Genomic DNA, 21705 nt, shown 5'->3' with positions numbered 1-21705 from the left:
TCTCAGGTCTTGGAAGAGAGAAAGCGCCGGCCCAGCGTCGCGCGATGCAGCTCGGAGGCGCCGTCGTAGATGCGGAAGGGCCGCAGCTCGCGCAGGATCAGCGCGACGGGCGAGTCGTCCTCCGACATGCCCAGCGCGCCGCACATCTGCGCCGCGCGGTCGGCGATGCGGTTCAGCGCCTCGGAGACGAAGACCTTGGTCATCGCCGACTCGGTCTTCACCGCAAGGCCCTCGTCCATGCGGCGCGCGCAGTCCAGGCTCATCAGGCGGCTGGCATGCAGGTCGATGTGGCAGTCGGCCACCATGGCCTGGATCTGCTGCAGGTCGGCCAGGCGGTCGCCGAAGGACGAACGCTCGCGCACGTAGGCCTGCGCGGCTTCCAGCGCGCGCCGCGCGCGGCCCATGAGCCGCAGGCAGTGCGACAGCCGCGCCGGCTCCAGCCGCTGCTGCGCGTACACGAAGCCCCGGCCCACCTCGCCCAGCACCGCGTCGGCCGCCACGCGGCAGGCGGTGAAGCGCAGCTCGCCGTGGCCGCCCACCGCATACGGGTCGATGGCCCGGATGGCGCGCACGCATTCCAGCCCGGGGTTGTCCATGTCCACGATGAACTGCGTGGGGCCCTCGCCGGTCTGCGCCAGCACGATGCAGAAGGCCGCGCCCACCGCACCGGTGATGAACCACTTGTGGCCGTCGATCACCCACCCGCCGCCCTCGCGCCGCGCGGTGGTGCACAGCATCGACGGGTCGGAGCCCGCGCCCGGTGCCGGCTCGGTCATGGCGAAGCAGGAGCGCATGCGGCCTTCGGCCAGCGGCCGCAGGTAGCGCCGCTGCTGCTCCGGCGTGCCCTGGCGCAGCAGGCTGATCATGTTGGGCTGGTCGGGCGCCGCGCAGTTGAGCGCGGCCGGGCCCAGGTAGCTGCGCCCGGCCTCCTCGAACACCGCGGCGCGCTCCACCCAGGACAGGCCCAGCCCGCCCTGCTCCACCGGCATCTGCGGCAGGTACAGGCCCAGCTCGCGCGCGACGGGACGCAACTGCGCGAGCGCGGCGTCCAGCGCCGCCGGGTCGTGCACGTGCGCCTTCGATTCGAGCGGGATGCAGTGCCGCTCGACGAAGCGGCGCACCCGCGCGACGAGGTCCACCCGGCCGCTCATCGCCCGTCCGCCTCGCGCAGCGCCAGCCTGGCGATGTTGAGCTGGTGGATCTGGCTGGTGCCCTCGTACAGGCGGAACAGGCGCACGTCGCGGTAGTAGCGCTCGATGGGGCTGAAGTCGGCCACGTAGCCGGAGCCGCCGAACATCTGCACCGCGCGGTCGGCCACGCGGCCGCACATCTCGGAGGCGAAGTACTTGCACATGGAGGCCTGCAGCGCCACGTCCTCGCCGCGGTCGCGCGCGCGCGCCGCCTCCAGGATCATGGAACGGGCCGCGAAGATCTCGGTGCGGCAGTCGGCGATCATGGCCTGCACCAGCTGGAAGTCCGCCACCGGCTGGCCGAACTGGCGGCGCCGCGTGGTGTGCGCGATGGCCAGGTCAAGCATGCGGATGGCCGGCCCGGTGCACAGCGCCGCCAGGTGCAGGCGCTGCTTGTTGAGCACCTTCATCACCGTCTGGAAGCCGGCGCCCTCGCGCCCGCCGATGAGCTGGCCGGCGTGCACGCGGCAGCCTTCGAAGCGCACGTCCGACACGAAGGAGCCGGCCTGGCCCATCATGCGGTAGGGCTCGCCGGTCGACAGGCCCGGGCCGCGCTCGACCAGGAAGGCCGACACGCCCTTGCTGCCCCGGGTGCCCTCTTCCGTGCGGGCGACGACGGTGAACACGTCGGCCACCGGCGCGTTGGTGATGAAGCGCTTGCTGCCGTCGAGCACGTAGTGCTCGCCCTCGCGGCGCGCGGTGGTCTGCACGTTGCTCGCCTCCGAACCGGCCTCGGGCTCGGTGAGCGCCAGGCAGCCGGTGAGCTCGCCGCTGGCCATGCGCGGCAGCCAGCGCCGCTTCTGCTCCTCGGTGCCGTCGGCCACCAGCGCCTCCGAGCCGATGCCGGTGTTGGTGCCCACGCGGGCGCGCAGCGCCACCGACGACTGCGACAGCTCCATCGCGCACAGGACCAGTTCCTCGGTCGTGAGGCCCAGGCCGCCGTAGGCCTCGGGAATGCTCCAGCCGAAGTAGCCCTTGCGGCGCAGCTCGTCCACCACGTCGGGCGGGATGTCGTTGTCGCGGCTGACGCGCTCTTCCAGCGGATGCCAGCGTTCGCGCACGAAGGCGCGGATGTCGCCCAGCAGGGCTTCGATGCGGTCGTCGTCTCGGATCATGGTGGGCGCGACTGTATGGAGAAGGTCCACAATCACCGGCACTGCGTTTCAACTATTGAAATTCCGATCCGCTTTCATGGCCCGCCCCGCCCAGAATCGCCGCCAGGCCCACCCGCCCCACCAAAGCATGAAGGACCACCAGGACCTGAGGCGCCTGCGCGATGAAGACCCCTACTTCGCCGGCACGCTGGCCAAGGGGCTGCTCATCCTGCAGACCTTCGTGAGCGATCCGCGCGCGCACGCCAACAGCGAATTCGCGGCCAAGCTGGGGCTGTCGCGCCCGACCGTCTCTCGCCTGTGCCGCAGCCTGCTCACCATGGGTTTCCTGGACCATGACGAGCGCCTCGACCGCTACTTCATCGGCCCGGCCGCGGTGGCGCTGGGCTACCCCTACGTGATCAACACGCCCATGCTGGGCCTGGTGCGGCCGGCCATGCAGCAGCTGGCCGACCGCATCGAGGGCGCGGTGTCGGTGGGCGTGACCATGGACCTGGACGTGGTCTACCTGGAGACCTGCAGCCACGAGGACGGCACCCTCAAGCGCCCCGGCGTGGGCGCGGTGCGCGGCATCGTGGAGACCGCGATGGGCCGCGCCTGGCTGGCCCAGCTGCCGGCGGGCGAGCGGCAGGCCTTCCTGGCGCGCGCGAAGCGCGAGCGTCCCGACGAAGTCGCCCGCTGCGGCGAAGGCGTGCGCGAAAGCCTGGCGCACTACGCCAGGCGGGGCTTCGCGATCAACCTGGGCGACGCCGGCTTCGGCGTGCTGGCGGTGGGCGTGGCGGCCCGCATGCGCTACGGGCCGCGCCGGCTGCTGTTCAACTGCGCGGTGCCGGGCTTCCGCTGGAAGAAGGCGCAGCTGCTCGAGACCATCGGCCCGGGCCTGCTGCAACTGGTGAGCGCGGCAGACCGGCAGTCGGGGCTGCGCTAGGCGGCGCCCCGGTAGCGCTGCGGCGCCAGCCCTGCCGCGGGCAGGTCCTCGATCAGGAACAGGCCGCCGTCCTGCGGCTGGCGCCCTTCGAGCCGGGCGCTGCGGGAGATGGAGGTGAGGTACAGCCGGTCGAGGCGCGCGCCGCCGAAGCACAGGCTCGTGGGATAGGTCGGCGGCGCCTCGATCAGCCGCTCGATCCGCCCGTCGGGCGCCACGCGGGCGATGCGCGCCGCGCGGGCCAGCACCGTCCACAGGAAGCCCTGCGCGTCCACCGTCGCGCCGTCCGGCCCGCAGTCGAACTCGCCGGTGGCGAGGAAGAGGCGCTTGTTGCGCAACGGCCCGTCGGGGTCGTAGTCGTAGGCCCAGATGACGCGCTCCAGGCTGTCGCCCACGTAGAAGGTGCCGCCGTCGGGGCTGAAGCACGGGCCGTTGACGAAACCGTTGTCGTCGGCGATCTGCTCGATGCGGCCGTCGTCCGCGCGCAGGCGGTAGAGCCCGCCGCGCACGCGCTCCCCGGGCGCGCGCGCCATGTGCATGGTGCCGGCGACGAAGTGGCCCGCGGGGTCGCACTTGCCGTCGTTGAAGCGCACCTGGGGGTCGTCCACCGGGATCGTGCCCAGTTCCCGCAGGGAGCGCGTGGCGAAGTCGTAGCGCGCGAAGCTGTTGCGCAACGCCACCACCACGGCGTCGCCGCCGCACGGCGCGACGGAGCCGACGGGCGCCGGCAGGTGGTGCCGCTCCAGCGCGCCGCTGCCGGGATGCAGCCGCCAGAGGTGGCCGGCCAGCGCGTCGATCCAGCACAGCGCCTGCGCGTCCTCCAGCCAGCAGGGGCTTTCGCCGAGCTGGTCCTTCGTCTCGCCGATTCTGCGGATGCGGACGTCCATGGCGTGAGGCTGCCGGCCATCGAACACGGCCGGTGGCCGCGTCAATGCATCTGCTTGGGCAGGTTCAGGCGCTGCAGGATCGGCACCCAGCGCTCGGCCTCGGCCTGCACGTACTGGCCGTACTGCTCCGGCGTGCCGCCCCGCGGCTCCATGCCCATGGCGCGCGCACGCTCGATGAACTCGGGGTCGGACAGCAGCCGGTTCACCTTGCGGTTCAGCTCCTCGACCGCGCCGCGCGGCGTGGCCGCCGGCGCGGACAGGCCATACCAGAGCAGCGCCTCGATGTCGTAGCCCTGCTCCTTGAAGGTCGGCGCATCGGGCATCTGCGGCATGCGCCTGGCGTCCATGACGCCCAGGACGCGCATCTTGCCGGCGCGGATGTGCGAGAGCGGCCCGGTGATCGAGGTGCCCTGGACGTCGATCTGGCCGCCCAGCAGCGCCTGCAGGCCGGGCGTGTCGCCGTTGAAGGGGATGTGCGTGGTGCTGATGCCGGCCATGCCCTCGAAGGCGACGGGTGCCAGGTTGGTCAGGATCGAGGCCCCGGGCGAGCCGCGGTTGATCTTGCCGGGGTTGGCCTTGGCGTAGGCCACCATGCCCTTGATGTCCTTGTACGGCAGGTCGGTGCGGCCCACGACGATGGTGGGCTGGTAGGCTATCTGCGTAACGGGCACGAAGCTCTTCGCCGGGTCGTAGGGCAGCTTCTCGTACATCACCGCGTTGGTGACCAGGGTGCTGAGCGAGGTCAGCAGCACGGTGGTGCCGTCGGGCCGGGCCTGCGCGACGTAGCTGGCCGCGATGATGCCGCTCGCGCCGGGCTTGTTCTCGACGATGGTCTGGGTGCCCTGCCGGGTCAGCTCGGCCGCCAGCAGCCGCGCGTACTGGTCGGTGCCGCCGCCGGCGGCGAAGGGAACGACGATCCGGGTGGCCTGCTGGGCCTGGGCGGCGCCGGCGAAGGCCGCCAGTCCCACGACCAGGCAGCCAAGGTATTTGGGGAGGCGCATCGGCCTGTCTCCTGACTTCGATGTAGATCAAATTCAGTCTAAGCGGCGCCCCCGGGTGCCATGCGGACAGGAAATGAAAAGATGCTTTGTAGATTCTGCACGCATGCGACGCGGCCGCGCGCCGCCGCCGCGGGGGCGTCCGAAAGCAGCCACCTACAATGCCGCCCCATGCCCGCCCCCAGCCCCATCGATCAGATCGCCGAGCGCGTGGAACGGCTGCTCGTGCGCCACGAGGAGATGCAGCGCACCAACGCGCTGCTGACGCAGCAGGTCGACGCGCTGACGCGCGAGCGCGATGCGCTCAAGGCGCGGCTGGCGGCGGCGCGCACCCGCATCGACGCGATGCTCGAACGGCTGCCGGCCGAAGACGGCGGCGCCCCCGACCTTCATCCCGACGACACGCCGTGAAACAGATCGAAGTGCAGATCATGGGCCAGAGCTACCTGCTCGGCTGCCCCGAGGACGGCGAGGCGCAGTTGCGCGAGGCCGTGCAGCGCGTGGACGCCGCCATGTGCGGCATCCGCGACGCCGGCAAGGTCAAGGCGCGCGACCGCATCGCGGTGCTGGCCTCGCTCAACATCGCCTTCGACCTGGCGCAGCGCGAGCGCGAGCTGGCGGCCGCGCCGGCGCAGGCCGCTACTGCCGGCGACCCGGACGCGGATGCGCAGCGCGCCGCCCAGCTCGTCCAGAAGCTGGACCAGGCCCTGGCCGGCGACGGGCTGCTGCTGTAGGCCGCCGCCGCGCACACGCCCGCGCGTCCTTGTCAAGCCTGTACGCCGCGCGCCCCGTGGGTAAAATCGAGGGCGTCTGCGGTGCATGCCGGGCTTTATATTTCCTTGAACCAATGCTCTACGGAGCCCGGGCTTGGTACATCGCTTGGCAGGCGTGATCGTCTCGCGTCAGACGAACCCAATGCCTTGCTGCCCTCGCCCACCTGAACCCTGCGTTCAGGATGACGGTCCGGTGGCACCAGCAGACACCTTCTTCCCACGGCCCGCCCCTCGATGGCGGGCCGTTTTCTTGTGGAGAGCGCCCCGCACATGCCGATCGAACCGCTGCTCGTCGTCGAACTCGCCCTGCTCGGCCTGGCCACCGGCTTCCTGGCGGGCCTGCTGGGCATCGGCGGCGGCATGCTGATGGTGCCCTTCCTCACCTTCATCCTCGGCCACCGCGGCGCGCCGGCCGACCTGGCGGTGAAGATGGCCATCGCGACCTCGATGGCGACCATCATCTTCACGTCCGTCTCCAGCGTGCGCGCGCACCACAGGCGCGGCGCGGTGCGCTGGGACATCGTGGCGCGCCTGGCGCCGGGCATCGTCCTCGGCAGCCTGCTGGGCAGCCTGGGCGTGTTCGCGCTGCTCAAGGGGACGGCGCTGGCAATCTTCTTCGCCCTGTTCGTCGGCTTCTCGGCCACGCAGATGTTCCTGGACAAGAAGCCCAAGCCGACGCGGCAGATGCCGGGCACCGGCGGGCAGCTCGCCGCGGGCGGCGTGATCGGCTTCGTCTCCGGCCTGGTCGGCGCGGGCGGCGGCTTCATCAGCGTGCCCTTCATGACCTGGTGCAACGTCGCCATCCACAACGCGGTGGCGACCAGCGCCGCGCTGGGCTTCCCGATCGCGGCGGCCAACGTGGCCGGCTACGTCGTCTCCGGCTGGTCGCTGCAGGGCCTGCCAGCGGGCTCCTTCGGCTACATCTGGCTGCCGGCGCTGGTGGTCATCGCCGTGTGCAGCGTGCTGATGGCGCCGCTGGGCGCGAAGGCGGCGCATGCGCTGCCGGTGTCGAAGCTCAAGCGCGTGTTCGCCAGCATCCTGTATCTGCTGGCGGCGTACATGCTCTGGAAGGGCCTGAGCGGCTAGGAGGCCGGCAGGAAGAATTCCGCCAGCGTTTGGGCGAACCACCCGGGCGCGTCCAGGTGGACGAGGTGCCCGGCGCCGTCGGCATAGGCGCGCTGCCCGTGCCGGCCCAGCAAGCGGCATGCCTCGTCGAACAGGGCGGGCTCGACGATGCCGCTGAGCAGCCGGTCGGCCTCCATCACCAGCGCCGGCTGCCGCACCCGCGCCAGGTGGTCCGCGTGGCCGAAGCCCGTGTTGAGCCGGCCCTGCACCACCTCGCGCGGCGCGTTCACGTCGACCTCCGACAGCGCGAGCGCCATCTCGCGCGCCGCGCCGGCCGGATAGAAGTCCGCCACCGCGGGCTGCCTGCCCTCTTCCTCGTAAGCGGCCCACGCCGCCGCCAGGCGGGGCTCCGAAGCCGCAGGCCCCAGCAGCCGGCGAAGGCGCTCCAGCGTGCGGGCGCGCTCCTGCCGCGTCGCATGCACCTTCGGCCGGATGACCGGCATGGCGGCGATGCGCGCCGCCAGGGCCTCGACATCGCCCCGCGCCGCCTCCATCGCCTCCACCACCCGGGCGAAGCCGGGCCGCATCCAGTGCGCGTCCCAAGCAGGCGCCTCCGTGACGAACAGCGGCGCATCCTCCAGGCAGATGGCGCGCACGCGCCGCGGGTGATGCACGGCGAGCCACAGCGCGATCAGGCCGCCCAGGGAATTGCCGCTGATGCAGGCCGGCTCGTCGAAGGCATCCGCCAGTAGCGCGGCCACGTCGCGGCCGTAGTCCGGCACGGCATAGCGGCGGTCGGCCGTGGGGCTGGACGGCCCGTGCCCGGCCAGCGACACGAGATGGACCCAGAAGCGCTCCGCCAGCGGCGGCGCCACCGCCGCGAAGCCGGACCACGGGTCCATCAGCCCCGGCAGCAAGACCAGCGGCGGGCCGTTGCGCGGGCCGCGCACGCAGTGCGCCCGGCGCCCTCCCTCCAGCGCCACGAAGGCGTGCTCGAAACCGGGCGGCGGCGCCGTCATGCCGGCGCTTCGGAGAAGGCGTAGGCCACGCCGCAGCCGCAGGCCGGCGGCACCAGCAGGCCGGAGCCGGCGCGCACGAAGGAAACGCCGTTGCCGGACATCACCCGCGCCGCCTGGTCCAGCGAATCGACCTGGACATGGATGGACGAATGGCACGGCATCGCCGCGTCGCCGAGCGCGTCCCGCAGATGCTCGGCGAAGGCGCTGCGCCGCATGACGACGAAGCGCAGCGGGCCGCGCCGCACCTGCAGGCCGCCCGCCTCGGCCGCCACGTTCTCCTGCCCGTAGATGCGCTGCAGCATCGCCGGGCCGGCCTCGAAATCGGCGTCGTCCACCGCCACGGTGCAGGCCGTCCAGTGGCGCGCCGTGTTCGCGTGGCGCCGCCAGGCGGGCCGCTCGTAGTGCGTGAAGTCCAGCATCTTCGCCGCGTTGAAGGGATAGACCCACGGATGCGATTGCGGCACGACGACCTCGAAGTGGATCAGGTCGCGCTGGCCCGTCTCCGGGTCCTGCCAGTCGAAGCGCTGCCCGATCACCGGCGAGAAGTCGAAGCCCTGCGCGGTCCACCACGCTCGCAAGGCCCTCAGGTCGGCCGGGCTGACCACCAGCATCGCGAAGCCCTGCGGACCGCCCAGCACCTCGCGCATCGCGGGCATGGCGTGCGGCACGTCGCAGTAGGCCAGTTCGAGCATGTTGGTGGTGTCGGGCACCAGCGGCTCGAACAGCACCAGGTGGTTGCCGCCGCGCCCGCCGGTGCGGCCGCCGCCCATCGGGTCGTTGGTGCGGTAGGGCGAGGTGGTGAAGCCCAGCCGGCCCATCGCCGCGCGGGCCGCGGCCAGGTCGTCCACCTTGAGCATGAGGTGGTCCAGGTCGAAGTGCGGCACGGGGCCGGGCTGCGTCTGCATGGGTCCGGCTCCGTCAGTCGAGCTGCAGGCCCAGCGCGCGGGCCACGGGGCCGAAGCGCTGCAGGTCGGCCTCCATGCGCTGCGCCATCGCGGCCGGCCCGCGCTGCGCCACGGGCTCGAAGCCGAAGGTGGCGAGGCGCTCGCGCACGCCGGCGTCGTCCAGCGCGGCCGAGAACGCGCTGTTCAGCCGGTCGATCACCGGCTGCGGCGTGCCGGCCGGCGCCGCCACCGCGAACCACACGCCGAAGCTCATGTCCCGGAAGCCCAGCTCCGTCAGCGTCGGGACGTTGGGCATCGCGGCCAGCCGCGCCGGCGCGGTGCTCGCCAGCACCCGCGCGCGGCCGCTGCGCGCGAACTGCAGGAAAGGCGCGATGCCGTCGAAAGCCAGGTCGACGTCGCCGGCCATGGTGCCGGTCGCCAGCTCGGAGCTGCCCTTGTAGGGGATACGCGTGCTGCGCACGCCGGCCGACTGGTCGAACAGCCCCTGGGCGACGTGGGCGAGCATCGCCGCCACGCCGGCGTTGACCTTGCCGGGCTCGGCGCGGGCGCGCGCCACCAGGTCGGCCACGCTGCCGATGCCGGAGTCGGCGCGCGTCACCAGCACGATCGGGCTGGCGATGGTCAGCGTCACCGGCGCGAAATCCTTGCGCGGGTCGTAGGGCAGCTTCCGGTAGAGCGCCTGGTTGAGCACGTAGGTCTGGTCGATGCTCCACAGCAGCGTGTAGCCGTCCGGCTGCGCCTTGACCAGCTCCTGGGCGCCGATCAGGGAATTGCCGCCCGGCTTGTTGTCGACGACCACGCTCTGGCCGAGCTGCTCCTCCAGCTTGCGCGCCACCACGCGGGCCGTCACGTCGCCGCCGCCGCCGGCGGGAAAGGGCACGATCATGCGCAGCGGCCGGCTCGGGTAGTCCTGCGCGCCGGCCGGCACGGCCAAGGGCAGCGCGATGCCGATCGCGAGGGCGATGCGCCACCAGACGCGGGATGAGAGGGGCTTCACCGTTTCTTGACCTCCAGGACGACAGCAGGCATCGTGTCTGCTGCGAGCGACTATAGGAACGGCCCCGCGATCGTCACGATGCAGAAGCAACGGACTTTGGTGCAGAAGCAACCGCCCCATCTCCTGACCGAGGCGCAGTTCGACGCACTGGTGGCGCACTCGCGCTGGCGCGGCGGCTTCGCCTTCGGCGGCAACGTGTACGACGCCGACGCGCGCTGGCCGCTGGGCGGCGGCCGCGTGCGCTACCTGCGCGTGGAGCCCTTCGCCGGCATCCACGCCCTGTACTGCGAGTTCGACGTGGGCAGCGACATGCAGGTCACGCTGGCGCCGCGCGACGACGTGCTGGCCTCCTTCTTCCTCGACGGCTGCCTGTCGGGCAGCACCGTCGGCACCGGGCAGGACGACCTCGAGTTCCGCCCCTGCCACACCATGGTGCGCATGCCCAACCGCGCCGGCGGCTACGCCATCCGCATTCCCGGCGCGCAGCGGCACCGCTTCGTGCAGATCCGCTTCGAGCGGCCGCGCCTGCTGGAGTGGCTGCGCACCACCGGCGCCGGGCTGTCGCAACGCACGACCCGGCTGCTGGGCGAGGAGCGCCCGCTGGTGCTGTGCAACGCCGCCTGGAGCGCGGCCACCGGGGCGGCGCTGCGCGAGCTGTCGGCCTGGAACAGCGACGACGCGGCCTTCGCGCCGCGCTTCATGGCCCGCTCGGTCGAGCTGATGACGCTGCTGTCGCGCGAGTTCGAGTCGCTGCTGGAGGGCGCGCGCAGCCGGCCGCCCTCACGGGCGCCCGGCGCGGGCCGGGTGCAGGCCGCACGCCGGCTGATCGACGCCAGCCCCGGCGAGGCCTGGAGCGTCGACGCCCTCGCCCGCCGCCTGGCCTGGAACGCCACCAGCCTGCAGAGCGCCTTCCGCCGCGACACCGGGCTGAGCGTCCACCGCTACGTGAAGGCGCAGCGGCTGGCGCTGGCCACGCGGCTCCTGCGCAGCACGCGCCTGCCCATCGCGGACGTGGCGGCCGAATGCGGATGGTCCTGTGCCGGGCGCTTCGCCCAGGCCTTCCAGCAGCATGCGGGCGTGGCGCCGGCGGCCTTCCGCCGCGGCGACGGGCCGCCCTGAACCCTCAGCCCAGGCACCAGGCCATGAAGGCCCGGCCGGAGGGCGTGCCGTGCAGCAGCATCCACAGCGCGCTGGCCGCCAGCGCCCCGCCTGCGATGCGTACGCCCCATTCGCCGCGCAAGGTGGCGGCGCCGGCCTGCGCGCCGCGCCAGCCGGCGTTGGCCAGGCGCAGCCAGAGCCAGGGCCCCGCCAGCAGCCACAGGCCGCTGCCGAGCGCGAACAGCGCCATGCTGCCGGCGCCGGCCCAGGCGTCGCCCGCCAGCGCCGCGACGAGCAACGCCGACCAGAGCAGCCCGCAGGGCAGCAGCGACCACAGCGCGCCCAGCAGCAGCGGCCCGCTGCGCGTGGCGCCCAGGCGCTGCACCTGCCGCCAGACGCCGCGCGCCGGGCGGTCCAGCCAGACGGGCTGGCGTGCCCGCAACAGCAGTGCCAGGCCCAGCACCAGCGCCGCGACGTGCAGCAGCGTCCACAGCGGCCGCAGCGCCGCGACCTGCCCGCCGAGCCAGCCCAGCCCCTGCACCGTGGCCGCCGCCAGCGCACCCAGCGCCGAGTAGCCGGCCAGCCGCCCGGCCTGGAAGCCCCACAGCGCCCGCCCGCGGTGCGCGCCGGCCGCCTGCCCCAGCCCGGCGCAGGCCGCGCCGCACATGGCCACGCAGTGCGGACCGCCGGCCAGGCCCATCAGGAAGACCGTCGCTGCCAGGGAGACGTTCATACCAGCGATGCGCCCCTCGCCCGGCCCGCCACACTCCGAAGGCCGCGGAGCAGGCCATGCGGGAACACGCGCGGAACCGGCTTGGCCGGGCCGCGGCGTGTGCCCCCTGGAAGGGGGTTGGCGAAGCGGAACGAAGTCCGCGAAGACTGGGGGTGCATTCAAATAATTCGTGAAAAACGCGAGCGAGCGCGATCGGCCTGCAGGTAGCGGTCGAACACCATCGCGATGGCGCGCACGAAGAACCAGCCGGTGGGCGTGACCTCGATGGCATGCGCGTCCACCCGCACCAGGCCCTCGCCGGCCAGCGACTGCAGCGCCTCCAGCTCGGCCGCGAAATGGCGCTGGAAGTCGATCAGGTGCGCCGCGCCCACCGCCTCGAAGTCCACCCGCCCCTGGCACATCAGGGCCATGATGACGGTGCGCCGCAGCAGGTCGTCGCGCGTCAGGGCCAGGCCCCGCACCACGGGCAGGCGGCCCTGGCCGATCAGGTCGTAGTACTCCTCCAGCGACTTGGCGTTCTGGCTGTAGGTGGCGCCCACGCGTCCGATCGCCGACACGCCCAGGCCGATGATGTCGCAATCCGGCTGTGTGCTGTAGCCCTGGAAGTTGCGGTGCAGCCGCCCCTGCCGCCGGGCGACGGCCAGCGTGTCGTCGGGCAGCGCGAAGTGGTCCATGCCGATGTAGCTGTAGCCGGCCTCGGCGAAGGACGCGATGGCGCGCGAGAGCATCTCCACCTTGGCGCCGGCCGGCGGCAGTTCGGCGGCGTCGATGCGGCGCTGCGGCTTGAAGCGCTCGGGCAGGTGGGCATAGGCGTACAGCGCGATGCGGTCGGGCCGCAGCTCGCCCACCTGGGCCAGCGTCCGCTCGAAGGACTCGGCGTTCTGGCGCGGCAGGCCGTAGATCAGGTCGACGTTGATCGAGCCGAAGCCCAGGCGCCGCGCGGCCGCCACCAGGGCGAACACCTCGGCCGCCGGCTGCACGCGGTGCACCGCCTTCTGCACGTCCGGGTCGAAGTCCTGCACGCCGAAGCTCAGCCGGTTGAAGCCCAGCTCCGCCAGGCGGGCCAGCCGCGCCTCGTCGACGGTGCGCGGGTCGACCTCGATGGAATATTCGCCCTGCGGCGCGAAGGCGAAGGCCTGGCGCAGCATGTCCATCAGCTGCGCCAGCTCGCCGTCGTTCAGGAAGGTGGGCGTGCCGCCGCCCAGGTGCAGCTGGCTGACCGGCGCGCCCTGCCCCAGGTGCTCGACCTGCAGCGCGATCTCGCGGCGCAGGTACTGCAGGTACTCGCGCCCCTTCTCGTGCCGCTTGGTGACGATCTTGTTGCACGCGCAGTAGTAGCACAGCGAGTGGCAGAAGGGGATGTGGACGTACAGCGACAGCGGCAGCCCCGCCGCGCGGCCGGCCTGCCGGCGCTGGGCCAGCGCCTGGGCGTAGTCGTCGGCGCCGAAGGCCTCCACGAAGCGGTCGGCCGTGGGATAGGAGGTGTAGCGCGGGCCGGGCACATCGAAGCGGCGCAGCAGCGCCGGGGACAGCACGGGTTCGGCGGCCGCCGCATCGCGGGCGGCGGGAGAAGGGTTGAGGGTCAGCGGACTCATCGTGGCGGCCGGGGTGGGCAAAGCCCCCGTGGCGGGGGTACCCTTGCACTGTGCGGCGGTTGGGCTTCGGCTTGTTTGACCTGGATCAATCCGCCGGAGGATTGCACGCGCACAATGCCGTCGAGGGCCGCGGATCCGCGCCTCGTGCCCGTCGGCGCCACCGTCGGACCGACTCACCTGATGACCATGACGCCCGAAAAGATCAAAGTCGCCTGCTCGAACTGCAACCTGCGGGAGCTTTGCATGCCGGTGGGCCTGCAGCCGACCGAACTGGAGCGCATCGACGACCTCGTGGCCACGCGGCGCAAGGTCAAACGCAAGGAGACGCTGTTCCGCAACGGCGAGCGCTTCTCGGCGCTCTACGCCATCCGCACCGGCGTCTTCAAGACCCAGGTGACGGCCGAGGACGGGCGCGACCAGGTCACCGGCTTCCAGATGGCCGGCGAGATCATCGGCCTGGACGGCATCGTCAACAACCACCACACCTGCGACGCCGTGGCGCTGGAGGACGCGGAGGTCTGCGTGATGCCCTTCGACCGCATCGAGGAGCTGTCGCGCGAGGTCACGGCGCTGCAGCGCCACGTGCACCAGATCATGAGCCGCGAGATCGTGCGCGAGCACGGCGTGATGCTGCTGCTGGGCAGCATGCGCGCCGAGGAGCGCCTGGCCGCCTTCCTGCTGAACCTGGTGCAGCGCCTGCACGCGCGCGGCTTCTCGGCCAGCGAACTGGTGCTGCGCATGACGCGCGAGGAGATCGGCAGCTACCTGGGCCTGAAGCTGGAGACCGTGAGCCGCACGCTCTCCAAGTTCGTCGAGGACGGTCTGGTCGAGGTGAACCAGCGCCACGTGCGCATCCTCGACGCGGACGCGCTCAAGCGGCTGGTGAACCCCACCGTCTGCGCCTGACGGCTAGCGCCCCAGCTCCTTGGCGCTGACGCCGGCGATGCCCCAGTTCTCCTTGGGCACCTCCTGGATCCAGACGCGCACGTTGGCCATCGGCGCGCCGGTGGCCTCCACCAGCGCCTGCGAGACCTTCTCGATCACCGCCTTCTTCTGCGCCTCGGTGCGGCCTTCGATCATGTAGATCTGGGCGAAGGGCATGGCCGTGCCTCCCTGCGCTCAGGCGAAGCGCAGCCCGACGCTGCCCATGCCCTGCACGCGCAGCGTCACCGCGTCGCCCGCCTCCACCGCCACTGCCTCGGTGGCGCCGCCCGAGAGGACTAGGCTGCCGGCAGGAATCTCCCTGCCCTGCCGGCCCAGGTGGTTGGCCAGCATGGCGACCGCGGCGGCCGGGTGGCCCAGCACCGAGGCGCCGGCCCCCAGCGCCACCGGCGCGCCGTTCTTCTCCAGCACGATGCCGACGGTGCGCAGATCCACCTGCTCGGGCCGCAGCGCGCGGCCGCCGACCACGAAGCGCGCGGCCGAGGTGTTGTCGGCCACCACGCTCTTGAGGTCGAACTTGAAGTCGCGGTAGCGGCTGTCGATCACCTCGATGCCGGGCAGCACGAAGTCGGTGGCCGCGAGCACGGCGCCGATGTGGCAGCCCGGCCCCTTGAGCGCGTGCTTGAGCACGAAGGCGATCTCGGGCTCGACCTTGGGGTGGATCAGCTCGGCCGTCTTCACCGAGGCGCCCTCGGGCACGCTGAACGCGTCCACGAGGAAGCCGAAGACGGGGCTGTCCACGCCCATCTGCTTCATCTTGGCGTGCGAGGTCAGGCCGGCCTTGAGGCCCACCACGCGCGCGCCGCGGGCCAGCTTGCGCGCGAGGATCGCGTCCTGGATCGCGTAGGCGTCGTCCCAGTCCATGCCGGGGTGCTCGTCGGTGATCTTGGGCGTGTCCCGCGCCTCCAGTTCGCAGGTCTCCAGGTGGGCGGCGAGCTGGTCGATGGTGTTCCTGTCGAGTGCCATGCGCTTCCCCTTCAGGCAGCCAGCAGGCCGCGTTCGCGCGCCAGGGTCAGCGCGGTGTCCTCGATCATGTCCTCCTGCCCGCCGACCATGCCGCGCCGGCCCAGCTCCACCAGCAGTTCGCGCGCGGGCACGCCGTACTTCTTCTCGGCGCGCTTGGCGAACAGCAGGAAGGAGCCGTACACGCCGGCATAGCCCAGCGTGAGCGCATCGCGGTCGATGCGGATCGGGAAGTCCATGATCGGCACCACCAGGTCGTCCGCCACGTCCTGGATCTTCCACAGGTCCACGCCGGTGACGATGCCCATGCGCTCGCACACGGCCACCAGCACCTCCATCGGCGTGTTGCCGGCGCCGGCGCCCAGGCCGGCCGAGGCGGCGTCGATGCGGTTGGCGCCGGCTTCGATGGCGGCGATGGAGTTGGCCACGCCCATCGCGAGGTTGTGGTGGCCGTGGAAGCCCAGCTCGGTTTCGGGTTGGAGCGCGGCGCGCACGGCGGCGATGCGCTCCTTCACCTGCTCGGGCAGCAGGTAGCCGGCCGAGTCGGTCACGTAGATGCAGTTGGCGCCGTAGCCTTCCATCAGCTTCGCCTGCTTCACCAGCCCCTCGGGGCTGTTCATGTGCGCCATCATCAGGAAGCCGACCGTGTCCATGCCGAGCTTGCGCGCGGCCGTGATGTGCTGCTCGCTCACGTCGGCCTCGGTGCAGTGGGTGGCGACGCGGATGGTGGCGACGCCCAGGCCGTGCGCCATCTTCAGGTGGTCCACGGTGCCGATGCCGGGCAGCAGCAGGGCCGACACCTTCGCCTGCTTCATCAGCGGGATGACGGCGCCGAGGTACTCCTCGTCGGTGTGTGCCGGGAAGCCGTAGTTGACCGAGCTGCCGCCCAGCCCGTCGCCGTGCGTGACCTCGATCAGCGGCACGCCGGCGGCGTCCAGGCCGCGGGCGATGTCCTTCATCTGCTGCAGGCTCATCTGGTGGCGCTTGGGGTGCATGCCGTCGCGCAGCGTCATGTCGTGCAGGGTGACGCGCCTGCCTTCAAGGTGGCTCATGGTGTTTCTCCTCGTGGGTTCAGGCGGCGGCGGCTTCGGCGGGCTGCAGCGCCAGCCGGCCGGCCAGCAGCGCCTCGGCAAACATCTCGGCGGTGCGCGCGGCGGCGGCGGTCATGATGTCCAGGTTGCCGGAGTACTTGGGCAGGTAGTCGCCCAGGCCCTCGACCTCCAGGTAGATGGAGACGCGCTGGCCGTCGAACACCGGGCCGTTGACGATGCGGTAGCCGGGCACGTACTTCTGCACCTCGCGCAGCATCTGCTCGACGGAGGCGCGGATCTCGGCCTCGCGCGGCGCGCCTTCGACCAGGCAGTGCACGGTGTCGCGCATGATCAGCGGCGGCTCGGCCGGGTTGATGACGATGATGGCCTTGCCCTGCTTGGCGCCGCCCACCTGGGCCACGGCGCCGGCGGTGGTGCGCGTGAACTCGTCGATGTTCTTGCGCGTGCCGGGGCCGGCGCTGCGCGAGGACACGGTGGCGACGATCTCCGCGTAGTCCACCGGCTGCACGCGCGAGACGGCGCGCACCATCGGGATGGTGGCCTGGCCGCCGCAGGTGACCATGTTGACGTTCATGGCGCCGGAGTCCAGCAGCTCCGCCAGGTTGACGGGCGGCACGCAGAAGGGACCGATGGCCGCGGGCGTGAGGTCGATCATCAGCGCACCGCGCTCGTTGACCTTGCGGCTGTTCTCGGCATGCACGTAGGCGCTGGTGGCGTCGAACACGATCTGCACGCCGTCGGCCTCCAGGTGCGGCAGCAGGCCGTCCACGCCGTCGGCCGTGGTCTTGATGCCCAGCTCGCGGGCGCGCTTGAGGCCGTCGGACTCGGGGTCGATGCCCACCATCCACACCGGCGCCAGCACCGGGCTGCGCTGCAGCTTGGCCAGCAGGTCGGTGCCGATGTTGCCGGGGCCGATGAGGGCACACTTGATCTTCTTGCTCATGGGGAGTCCTTTGTTGGAATCAGATGAAGCGGACGGAGCAGCCGCCGATGCCGCCGATGGTCACGCGCAGGTTGTCGCCGGCCTTCACCGGCACCATCGCGGCCAGCGACCCGGACAGCACGACCTCGCCGGCCTCCAGCGCGATGTCGAGCGCGCCGAGCGTGTTGGCCAGCCAAGCGACCGCATTGGCCGGGTGGCCCAGCGCCGCGGCGCCCGCGCCGGTGGCGACGATCTCGCCGTTCTTCTCCAGCACCATGCCGCAGGTGCCCAGGTCGACCTCGCGCGGGTCGACCAGCCGGTCGCCCAGCACGAACACGCCGCAGCTCGCGTTGTCGGCCACGGTGTCCTGGATCTTGATCTTCCAGTCGCGGATGCGCGAATCGACGATCTCGAAGCAGGCCATCACGCCCTCGGTGGCAGCCAGCACATCGGCCGCCGTCACGCCCGGGCCCTTGAGCGTCTTCTTCAGCACGAAGGCGATCTCGCCCTCGGCCTTGGGCTGGATCAGCGAGGCGGCGGGCACGGCCTCGCCCTCGTTGTAGACCATGCCGTCGGTGAGCCAGCCGAAGTCGGGCTGGAACACGCCGAGCATGTCCATCACCGCCTGCGAGGTGACGCCGATCTTCTTGCCGATCACGCGCTCGCCGGCCTCGAGGCGGCGCGCGAGCATGCGCTGCTGCACGCGGTAGGCCTGCTCGATGCCGATGTCCGGGTGGCGAGCGCTCAGCGGCTCGACCACGCGGCGCGCCTGGAGCGCTTCGTACAGCTCGTCGCCGAGCGGGTCTATCGATTCGGTGTTCATGGGGTCAGTCCTGGAGGGGAAGGGGTTCGTCGGCCCGGGCCTCGGCCAGGAAGTCGCCGACCAGCCGCGCGAAGCGCGCCGCGTGCTCGATCTGCGTCCAGTGGCCGCAGCGGCCGTACACGTGCAGCTGCGCGCGCGGGATCCAGTCGGCCAGGGCGAGCGAGTTCGCGAGCGGGATCACTCGGTCCTCGCGGCCGTGCACCACCAGCGTCTCGTGCGCGATGCGGCGGATGTCGGCCTCGCGGCTGGCCATCGCGTCGACCCAGCGCTGGCGCGGCGCGGGGAACATCGCGGCGAAGGACTCCTGGAAGCCCGGGCGGATGCTGGCCTCGTAGCGCAACTGCGCGAGTTCGTCGGTCACCAGCCGGCGGTCGAAGGCGAAGATGTCCAGCAGCCCGCGCATCGCCTCGAGGGACGGCGTGTAGCCCCACACGGCATCCAGCCCCGGCGTGATCGCGAAGGGCACGCCCACGCTGCCCATCAGCACCAGCCGGCGCACGCGCCGCGGGTGGCGGATGGCGAGCGCCAGCGCCAATGCACCGCCGAAGGAATTGCCCACCAGGTCGGTGCGGTCGATGTCCAGCGCATCGAGCAGGCCCACCGCCTGGCCGACCCAGGCGTCCATGCCGTAGACGAAGCCTGCCGGGCGTTCGCTGTAGCCGAAGCCGGCCATGTCCGGCGCGATCACCCGTGCGCGCTTTGCCAACTCGGGCATCGCCAGCCGCCAGTTGGCCCAGGCCGACACGCCGGGGCCCGAGCCGTGGATCAGCAGCACCGGCGCGCCGCTGCCCAGGTCGTGGTAGTTGGTGCGGACGCCGTTCGCCCGCACCGTGCGGCCGATCTCCGGGTTTGCGTCAGAGCTTGATGCAGACATTCTTCTGCTCCGTGTAAAACTCCAGCGAGTGCACCCCGCCCTCGCGCCCGATGCCCGACTGCTTGGCACCGCCGAAGGGCGTGCGCAGGTCGCGCAGGAACCAGGAGTTGACCCAGGACAGCCCCACCTGCATGCGCTGCGCAACGCGGTGCGCGCGCGCCAGGTCGCGCGTCCAGATCGCGGTGGCCAGGCCGTAGGCGTTGTCGTTGGCCTTGGCGAGCACTTCCTCCTCGGTGTCGAAGGGGGCGATGTGGCAGCAGGGGCCGAAGATCTCCTCCTTGATGACGCGCGCCGTCTCGGGCAGGCCGGTCCAGATCGTGGGCTGCACCCAGGCGCCGCCCGCGAGCCGTGCGCCCATGTCGGGCACGCCGCCGCCGGTGACCACGGTGGCGCCCTCTTCCACCGCGAGCCGGTAGTACGACAGCACCTTGTCCTGGTGTTCCTTGCTGATCAGCGGCCCCATGCCGGTGGCGTCGTCGTCGGGCACGCCGAGCTTCAGCGCCTCGGCCTGCTGCTTCAGCGCGGCCACGAAGCGCTCGAACAGCGGGCGCTGCACGTACACGCGCTCGGTGCCCAGGCACACCTGCCCGCAGTTGGCGAACACGCTGCGCATGGTGCCCTCGATGGCGGCGTCGAAGTCGCAGTCGTCGAAGACGATGGCCGCGTTCTTGCCGCCCATCTCCAGGCTCACCGGCCGCGCGCCCTGGGCGGCGGCCTTCATGATGACCTCGCCGGTGCGCGTCTCGCCGGTGAAGGTGATCGCGTCCACGCCCGGGTGCGTGGTCAGGAACTCGCCCGCCGAGTCCGGCCCGAAGCCGTGCACCACGTTGTAGACGCCGGGCGGGATGCCGGCCTCGTTCATCACCTCGCCCAGCAGCGCGGCGGTCTGCGGGGTCTCTTCCGAGGGCTTGACCACCACCGTGTTGCCGCAGGCCAGCGCCGGGCCGACCTTCCAGGTCATCAGCAGCAGCGGCAGGTTCCACGGGCAGATCACGCCCACCACGCCCACCGGCGTGCGCCAGCCGTAGTTGATGGCGCCGCGGCCGTCGGGCGTGGCGGTCTCGAAGAACTCGGTGGGCACGTTCTTCACCACGTCGGCGAAGACCTTGAAGTTGGCCGCGCCGCGCGGGATGTCGATGTGGCTGGCCAGGCTGCGCGGCTTGCCGGTGTCCTGGCATTCGGCGGCCAGGAATTCCTCGAAGCGGCGGTGGATGCCGTCGGCCACCGCGTACAGGCGCTCCACGCGCTCGGCCACGCTCATGCGGCCCCAGGGGCCGGCCAGCGCGGCGCGCGCGGCGGCCACGGCGGCATCCACCTCGGCGCGGCCGGCCTCGTGCACCTGGGCGATCACCTCGCCGGTGAGCGGCGAATGCTTGTCGAAGGTGCGCCCCGCGGCGGCGTATTCGCCGTGGATGAAGTTCAGGATCTGTTTCATGTCGGGTCCTTGTCAATGAGGCCCAGCGCCGCAAGGCCGGCGCGGGCGATGGCCTCGTCCTGCGCCTCGCTGCCGCCCGAGACGCCGATGCCGCCGATGCGCTCGCCGCCCTCCAGCACCGGCAGCCCGCCGCCGAAGGCGACGAAGCGCGCTCGCCGCAACAGGCCGTCGCGCACCGCGGGCGAATGGCCCTCCAGCGCCGCGTGCCACTGCGCGGTGGGCAGGCCGAAGCTGGCGGCGGTGTAGGCCTTGTCGATGGCGATCTCCACCGAATGCAGCGGCGCGCCGGGCATGCGCACGAAGGCGGCGAGCAGGCCGGCCGGATCGACCAGCGCGATGTTCACGGCCGCACCCAGGCGCGCGGCCTCGGCCGCCGCCGCGCCGGCCGCGGCATGCGCGGCCTGCCAGCCGATGCAGCGCTGCGGCACGCTGTGGCGCACGGCGGCGTCCATCAGGTGTAGACCTCGGTGAAGGACGGCACCAGGTCGCCCGTGTGATAGAAGATGCCGCTGCCGAGCATGTCCTCCGTCCAGGTGGTCACGGGCCGGTCGCGCTGCGCCAGGTAGCCCAGGCCGGCGAAGGTCTCGTTGCGGTTGCCGCTGGGGTCGAAGAAGTAGATGGTCTCGCCGCGCGTGATGCCGTGGCGCGTGGGCGCGACGTCGATGCGCACCTTGTTCTTGGCCATCACGTCGGCCGCCTTGAGCACGTCGTGCCAGGAGTCGAGGAAGTAGGCGATGTGGTGCAGCCCGCTGCGCGGCCCGCCGACGAAGGCGATGTCGTGCGGCGTGGTGGTGCGCGCCATCCAGGTGGCGGCCTGCATGTCGCCGTTCGGGCCGACCAGCACCTGCTCGGTGAGGAAGAAGTCCAGCGCCTCGGTCATGAAGCGCGTGTTGTCGGCCACCGTGTTGACGCCGGTCTCCGGGTTCAGCTCGCACATCAGCAGCGCGTGGTCCAGCCAGTGGGCGCCGGCGCCCTTCAGGCCGTCGGGCCACGGGTCGGGGTTGGTGGAGCCGACCTCGGTGCCGACGAATTCCTTCATCGCGTACAGGCGCATCTCGTGCCCGCTGGGCAGCCTGAACTGCAGCATGCGGCCGGTGGCCGGCAGCGAGCCCTCCGGCAGCATCTCGGTCTTCACGCCCCAGGCCTCGATGCGCTCGCGCAGCGTGTCCAGGTCCGCGTCCTTCTCGACCTTGTAGGCGATGTGGTTCAGGCCGGCCTGGTCGGACGGCGTGAGGATGAGCGAGTACTTGTCCCACTCGTCCCAGCACTTGAGGTACACGTTGCCGGCCTTGTCCTGCATCGTGGTCTTCAGGCCCAGCACCTTCTCGTAGTGCTGCACGGCGGCCGCCATGTCCATCACCTTCAGGCTTGCGTGGCCTATGCGTAGAACGCCCATG

24 protein-coding genes are annotated in these 21705 nt (G+C 71.8%); 6 read left to right on the top strand and 18 right to left on the bottom strand.

The window, feature by feature from the left end; genetic code table 11:
- Positions 1 to 2: 2 nt before the first annotated feature.
- Together Q392_RS08575 and Q392_RS08570 are read right to left on the bottom strand one after the other, a co-directional pair.
- Positions 3 to 1151 carry an acyl-CoA dehydrogenase family protein gene (locus tag Q392_RS08575; protein WP_038204681.1) on the bottom strand — a complete coding sequence of 383 codons (1149 nt, stop codon included), beginning with the start codon at positions 1149 to 1151 and terminating at the stop codon, positions 3 to 5.
- On the bottom strand, positions 1148 to 2305 hold the full coding sequence (locus tag Q392_RS08570) for an acyl-CoA dehydrogenase family protein (protein ID WP_038204678.1): 1158 nt from the start codon (positions 2303 to 2305) through the stop codon (positions 1148 to 1150). Before Q392_RS08570 ends, Q392_RS08575 begins: the two co-directional genes overlap by 4 nt.
- 127 nt (positions 2306 to 2432) lie before the next feature.
- On the opposite strand from Q392_RS08570, the gene Q392_RS08565 reads away from it, so the two are divergent.
- Positions 2433 to 3230 (top strand): IclR family transcriptional regulator, encoded by a 798-nt coding sequence (locus Q392_RS08565; protein WP_245610675.1) that lies wholly within the window; start codon positions 2433 to 2435, stop codon positions 3228 to 3230.
- Here the strand turns inward: Q392_RS08565 and Q392_RS08560 are convergent.
- Both Q392_RS08560 and Q392_RS08555 read right to left on the bottom strand, forming a co-directional pair.
- Positions 3227 to 4114: an SMP-30/gluconolactonase/LRE family protein gene (locus tag Q392_RS08560; RefSeq protein WP_038204663.1), complete on the bottom strand. Its 888-nt coding sequence runs from the start codon at positions 4112 to 4114 to the stop codon at positions 3227 to 3229. The two genes, Q392_RS08565 and Q392_RS08560, sit on opposite strands and share 4 nt — an antisense overlap.
- Positions 4115 to 4155: 41 nt before the next feature.
- Positions 4156 to 5115 (bottom strand): Bug family tripartite tricarboxylate transporter substrate binding protein, encoded by a 960-nt coding sequence (locus Q392_RS08555; protein WP_038204660.1) that lies wholly within the window; start codon positions 5113 to 5115, stop codon positions 4156 to 4158.
- A gap of 168 nt (positions 5116 to 5283) precedes the next feature.
- Between Q392_RS08555 and Q392_RS08550 the strand changes: the two genes are divergently transcribed.
- From Q392_RS08550 to Q392_RS08540, 3 genes are all read left to right on the top strand, one after another.
- A complete protein-coding gene (locus tag Q392_RS08550) occupies positions 5284 to 5523 on the top strand; it encodes a hypothetical protein (protein WP_051953102.1) in 240 nt (79 codons plus the stop codon).
- The gene (locus Q392_RS08545) at positions 5520 to 5846 is read left to right on the top strand and encodes a cell division protein ZapA (protein WP_038204657.1); all 327 of its coding nucleotides are present in this window, start codon (positions 5520 to 5522) and stop codon (positions 5844 to 5846) included. The genes Q392_RS08550 and Q392_RS08545 overlap by 4 nt, the downstream gene beginning before the upstream one ends.
- Before the next feature lie 309 nt (positions 5847 to 6155).
- Entirely contained in the window at positions 6156 to 6971 is an 816-nt protein-coding gene (locus Q392_RS08540; protein WP_038204654.1) for a sulfite exporter TauE/SafE family protein, read from the top strand.
- Here Q392_RS08540 and Q392_RS31255 read toward each other — a convergent pair.
- Genes Q392_RS31255 through Q392_RS08525 form a run of 3 tightly spaced genes read right to left on the bottom strand, consistent with a single transcriptional unit; the run spans position 6968 to position 9871 of the window.
- Positions 6968 to 7969 carry an alpha/beta fold hydrolase gene (locus tag Q392_RS31255; RefSeq protein WP_051953098.1) on the bottom strand — a complete coding sequence of 334 codons (1002 nt, stop codon included), beginning with the start codon at positions 7967 to 7969 and terminating at the stop codon, positions 6968 to 6970. The two genes, Q392_RS08540 and Q392_RS31255, sit on opposite strands and share 4 nt — an antisense overlap.
- Positions 7966 to 8874, bottom strand: a complete 909-nt coding sequence (locus Q392_RS08530; RefSeq protein WP_038204646.1) for a VOC family protein — start codon at positions 8872 to 8874, stop codon at positions 7966 to 7968. Before Q392_RS08530 ends, Q392_RS31255 begins: the two co-directional genes overlap by 4 nt.
- A gap of 13 nt (positions 8875 to 8887) precedes the next feature.
- On the bottom strand, positions 8888 to 9871 hold the full coding sequence (locus Q392_RS08525) for a Bug family tripartite tricarboxylate transporter substrate binding protein (RefSeq protein ID WP_038204642.1): 984 nt from the start codon (positions 9869 to 9871) through the stop codon (positions 8888 to 8890).
- Positions 9872 to 9970: 99 nt separating this feature from the next.
- Between Q392_RS08525 and Q392_RS31250 the strand changes: the two genes are divergently transcribed.
- A complete protein-coding gene (locus Q392_RS31250; protein ID WP_157007843.1) occupies positions 9971 to 10990 on the top strand; it encodes a helix-turn-helix domain-containing protein in 1020 nt (339 codons plus the stop codon).
- Between the two features lie 4 nt (positions 10991 to 10994).
- On the opposite strand, the gene Q392_RS08515 is transcribed toward Q392_RS31250, so the two are convergent.
- A complete protein-coding gene (locus tag Q392_RS08515) occupies positions 10995 to 11702 on the bottom strand; it encodes a sulfite exporter TauE/SafE family protein (protein ID WP_038204627.1) in 708 nt (235 codons plus the stop codon).
- A 158-nt stretch (positions 11703 to 11860) separates the two neighbouring features.
- A complete protein-coding gene (gene hemN / locus Q392_RS08510) occupies positions 11861 to 13297 on the bottom strand; it encodes an oxygen-independent coproporphyrinogen III oxidase (protein WP_084216944.1) in 1437 nt (478 codons plus the stop codon).
- Between the two features lie 186 nt (positions 13298 to 13483).
- Here hemN and fnr point away from each other — a divergent pair, with 186 nt between their 5' ends.
- Positions 13484 to 14203, top strand: coding sequence for a fumarate/nitrate reduction transcriptional regulator Fnr (fnr, locus tag Q392_RS08505; protein ID WP_038204810.1), 720 nt, complete (start codon positions 13484 to 13486; stop codon positions 14201 to 14203).
- Positions 14204 to 14206: 3 nt separating this feature from the next.
- Here the strand turns inward: fnr and Q392_RS08500 are convergent, their stop codons facing one another.
- Genes Q392_RS08500 through Q392_RS08460 form a run of 9 tightly spaced genes read right to left on the bottom strand, consistent with a single transcriptional unit; the run spans position 14207 to position 21704 of the window.
- A complete protein-coding gene (locus tag Q392_RS08500; protein ID WP_032490131.1) occupies positions 14207 to 14398 on the bottom strand; it encodes a 2-hydroxymuconate tautomerase in 192 nt (63 codons plus the stop codon).
- Positions 14399 to 14416: 18 nt separating this feature from the next.
- Positions 14417 to 15205 (bottom strand): 2-oxo-3-hexenedioate decarboxylase, encoded by a 789-nt coding sequence (dmpH, locus tag Q392_RS08495; RefSeq protein ID WP_038204622.1) that lies wholly within the window; start codon positions 15203 to 15205, stop codon positions 14417 to 14419.
- Between the two features lie 11 nt (positions 15206 to 15216).
- Complete coding sequence (gene dmpG, locus Q392_RS08490) at positions 15217 to 16254, bottom strand: 4-hydroxy-2-oxovalerate aldolase (RefSeq protein WP_038204619.1); 1038 nt, start codon at positions 16252 to 16254, stop codon at positions 15217 to 15219.
- A gap of 19 nt (positions 16255 to 16273) precedes the next feature.
- The gene (locus tag Q392_RS08485) at positions 16274 to 17197 is read right to left on the bottom strand and encodes an acetaldehyde dehydrogenase (acetylating) (RefSeq protein WP_038204615.1); all 924 of its coding nucleotides are present in this window, start codon (positions 17195 to 17197) and stop codon (positions 16274 to 16276) included.
- 19 nt (positions 17198 to 17216) lie between these two features.
- Positions 17217 to 17999 carry a 2-oxopent-4-enoate hydratase gene (gene dmpE, locus Q392_RS08480; protein WP_038204612.1) on the bottom strand — a complete coding sequence of 261 codons (783 nt, stop codon included), beginning with the start codon at positions 17997 to 17999 and terminating at the stop codon, positions 17217 to 17219.
- Positions 18000 to 18003: 4 nt separating this feature from the next.
- Positions 18004 to 18873: an alpha/beta fold hydrolase gene (locus Q392_RS08475; protein WP_038204609.1), complete on the bottom strand. Its 870-nt coding sequence runs from the start codon at positions 18871 to 18873 to the stop codon at positions 18004 to 18006.
- Positions 18854 to 20308 carry a 2-hydroxymuconic semialdehyde dehydrogenase gene (locus Q392_RS08470; protein ID WP_038204593.1) on the bottom strand — a complete coding sequence of 485 codons (1455 nt, stop codon included), beginning with the start codon at positions 20306 to 20308 and terminating at the stop codon, positions 18854 to 18856. Before Q392_RS08470 ends, Q392_RS08475 begins: the two co-directional genes overlap by 20 nt.
- Complete coding sequence (locus Q392_RS08465) at positions 20305 to 20760, bottom strand: GlcG/HbpS family heme-binding protein (RefSeq protein ID WP_038204589.1); 456 nt, start codon at positions 20758 to 20760, stop codon at positions 20305 to 20307. The genes Q392_RS08470 and Q392_RS08465 overlap by 4 nt, the downstream gene beginning before the upstream one ends.
- A complete protein-coding gene (locus Q392_RS08460) occupies positions 20760 to 21704 on the bottom strand; it encodes a catechol 2,3-dioxygenase (protein ID WP_038204586.1) in 945 nt (314 codons plus the stop codon). Before Q392_RS08460 ends, Q392_RS08465 begins: the two co-directional genes overlap by 1 nt.
- Position 21705: the final 1 nt, after the last annotated feature.

It is taken from the genome of Xenophilus azovorans DSM 13620, from assembly GCF_000745855.1.
Lineage (GTDB): Bacteria > Pseudomonadota > Gammaproteobacteria > Burkholderiales > Burkholderiaceae_C > Xenophilus > Xenophilus azovorans.
The sequence above is the reverse complement of the archived record's forward strand: the minus strand, read 5'-3'. Positions and strand labels throughout refer to the sequence as shown.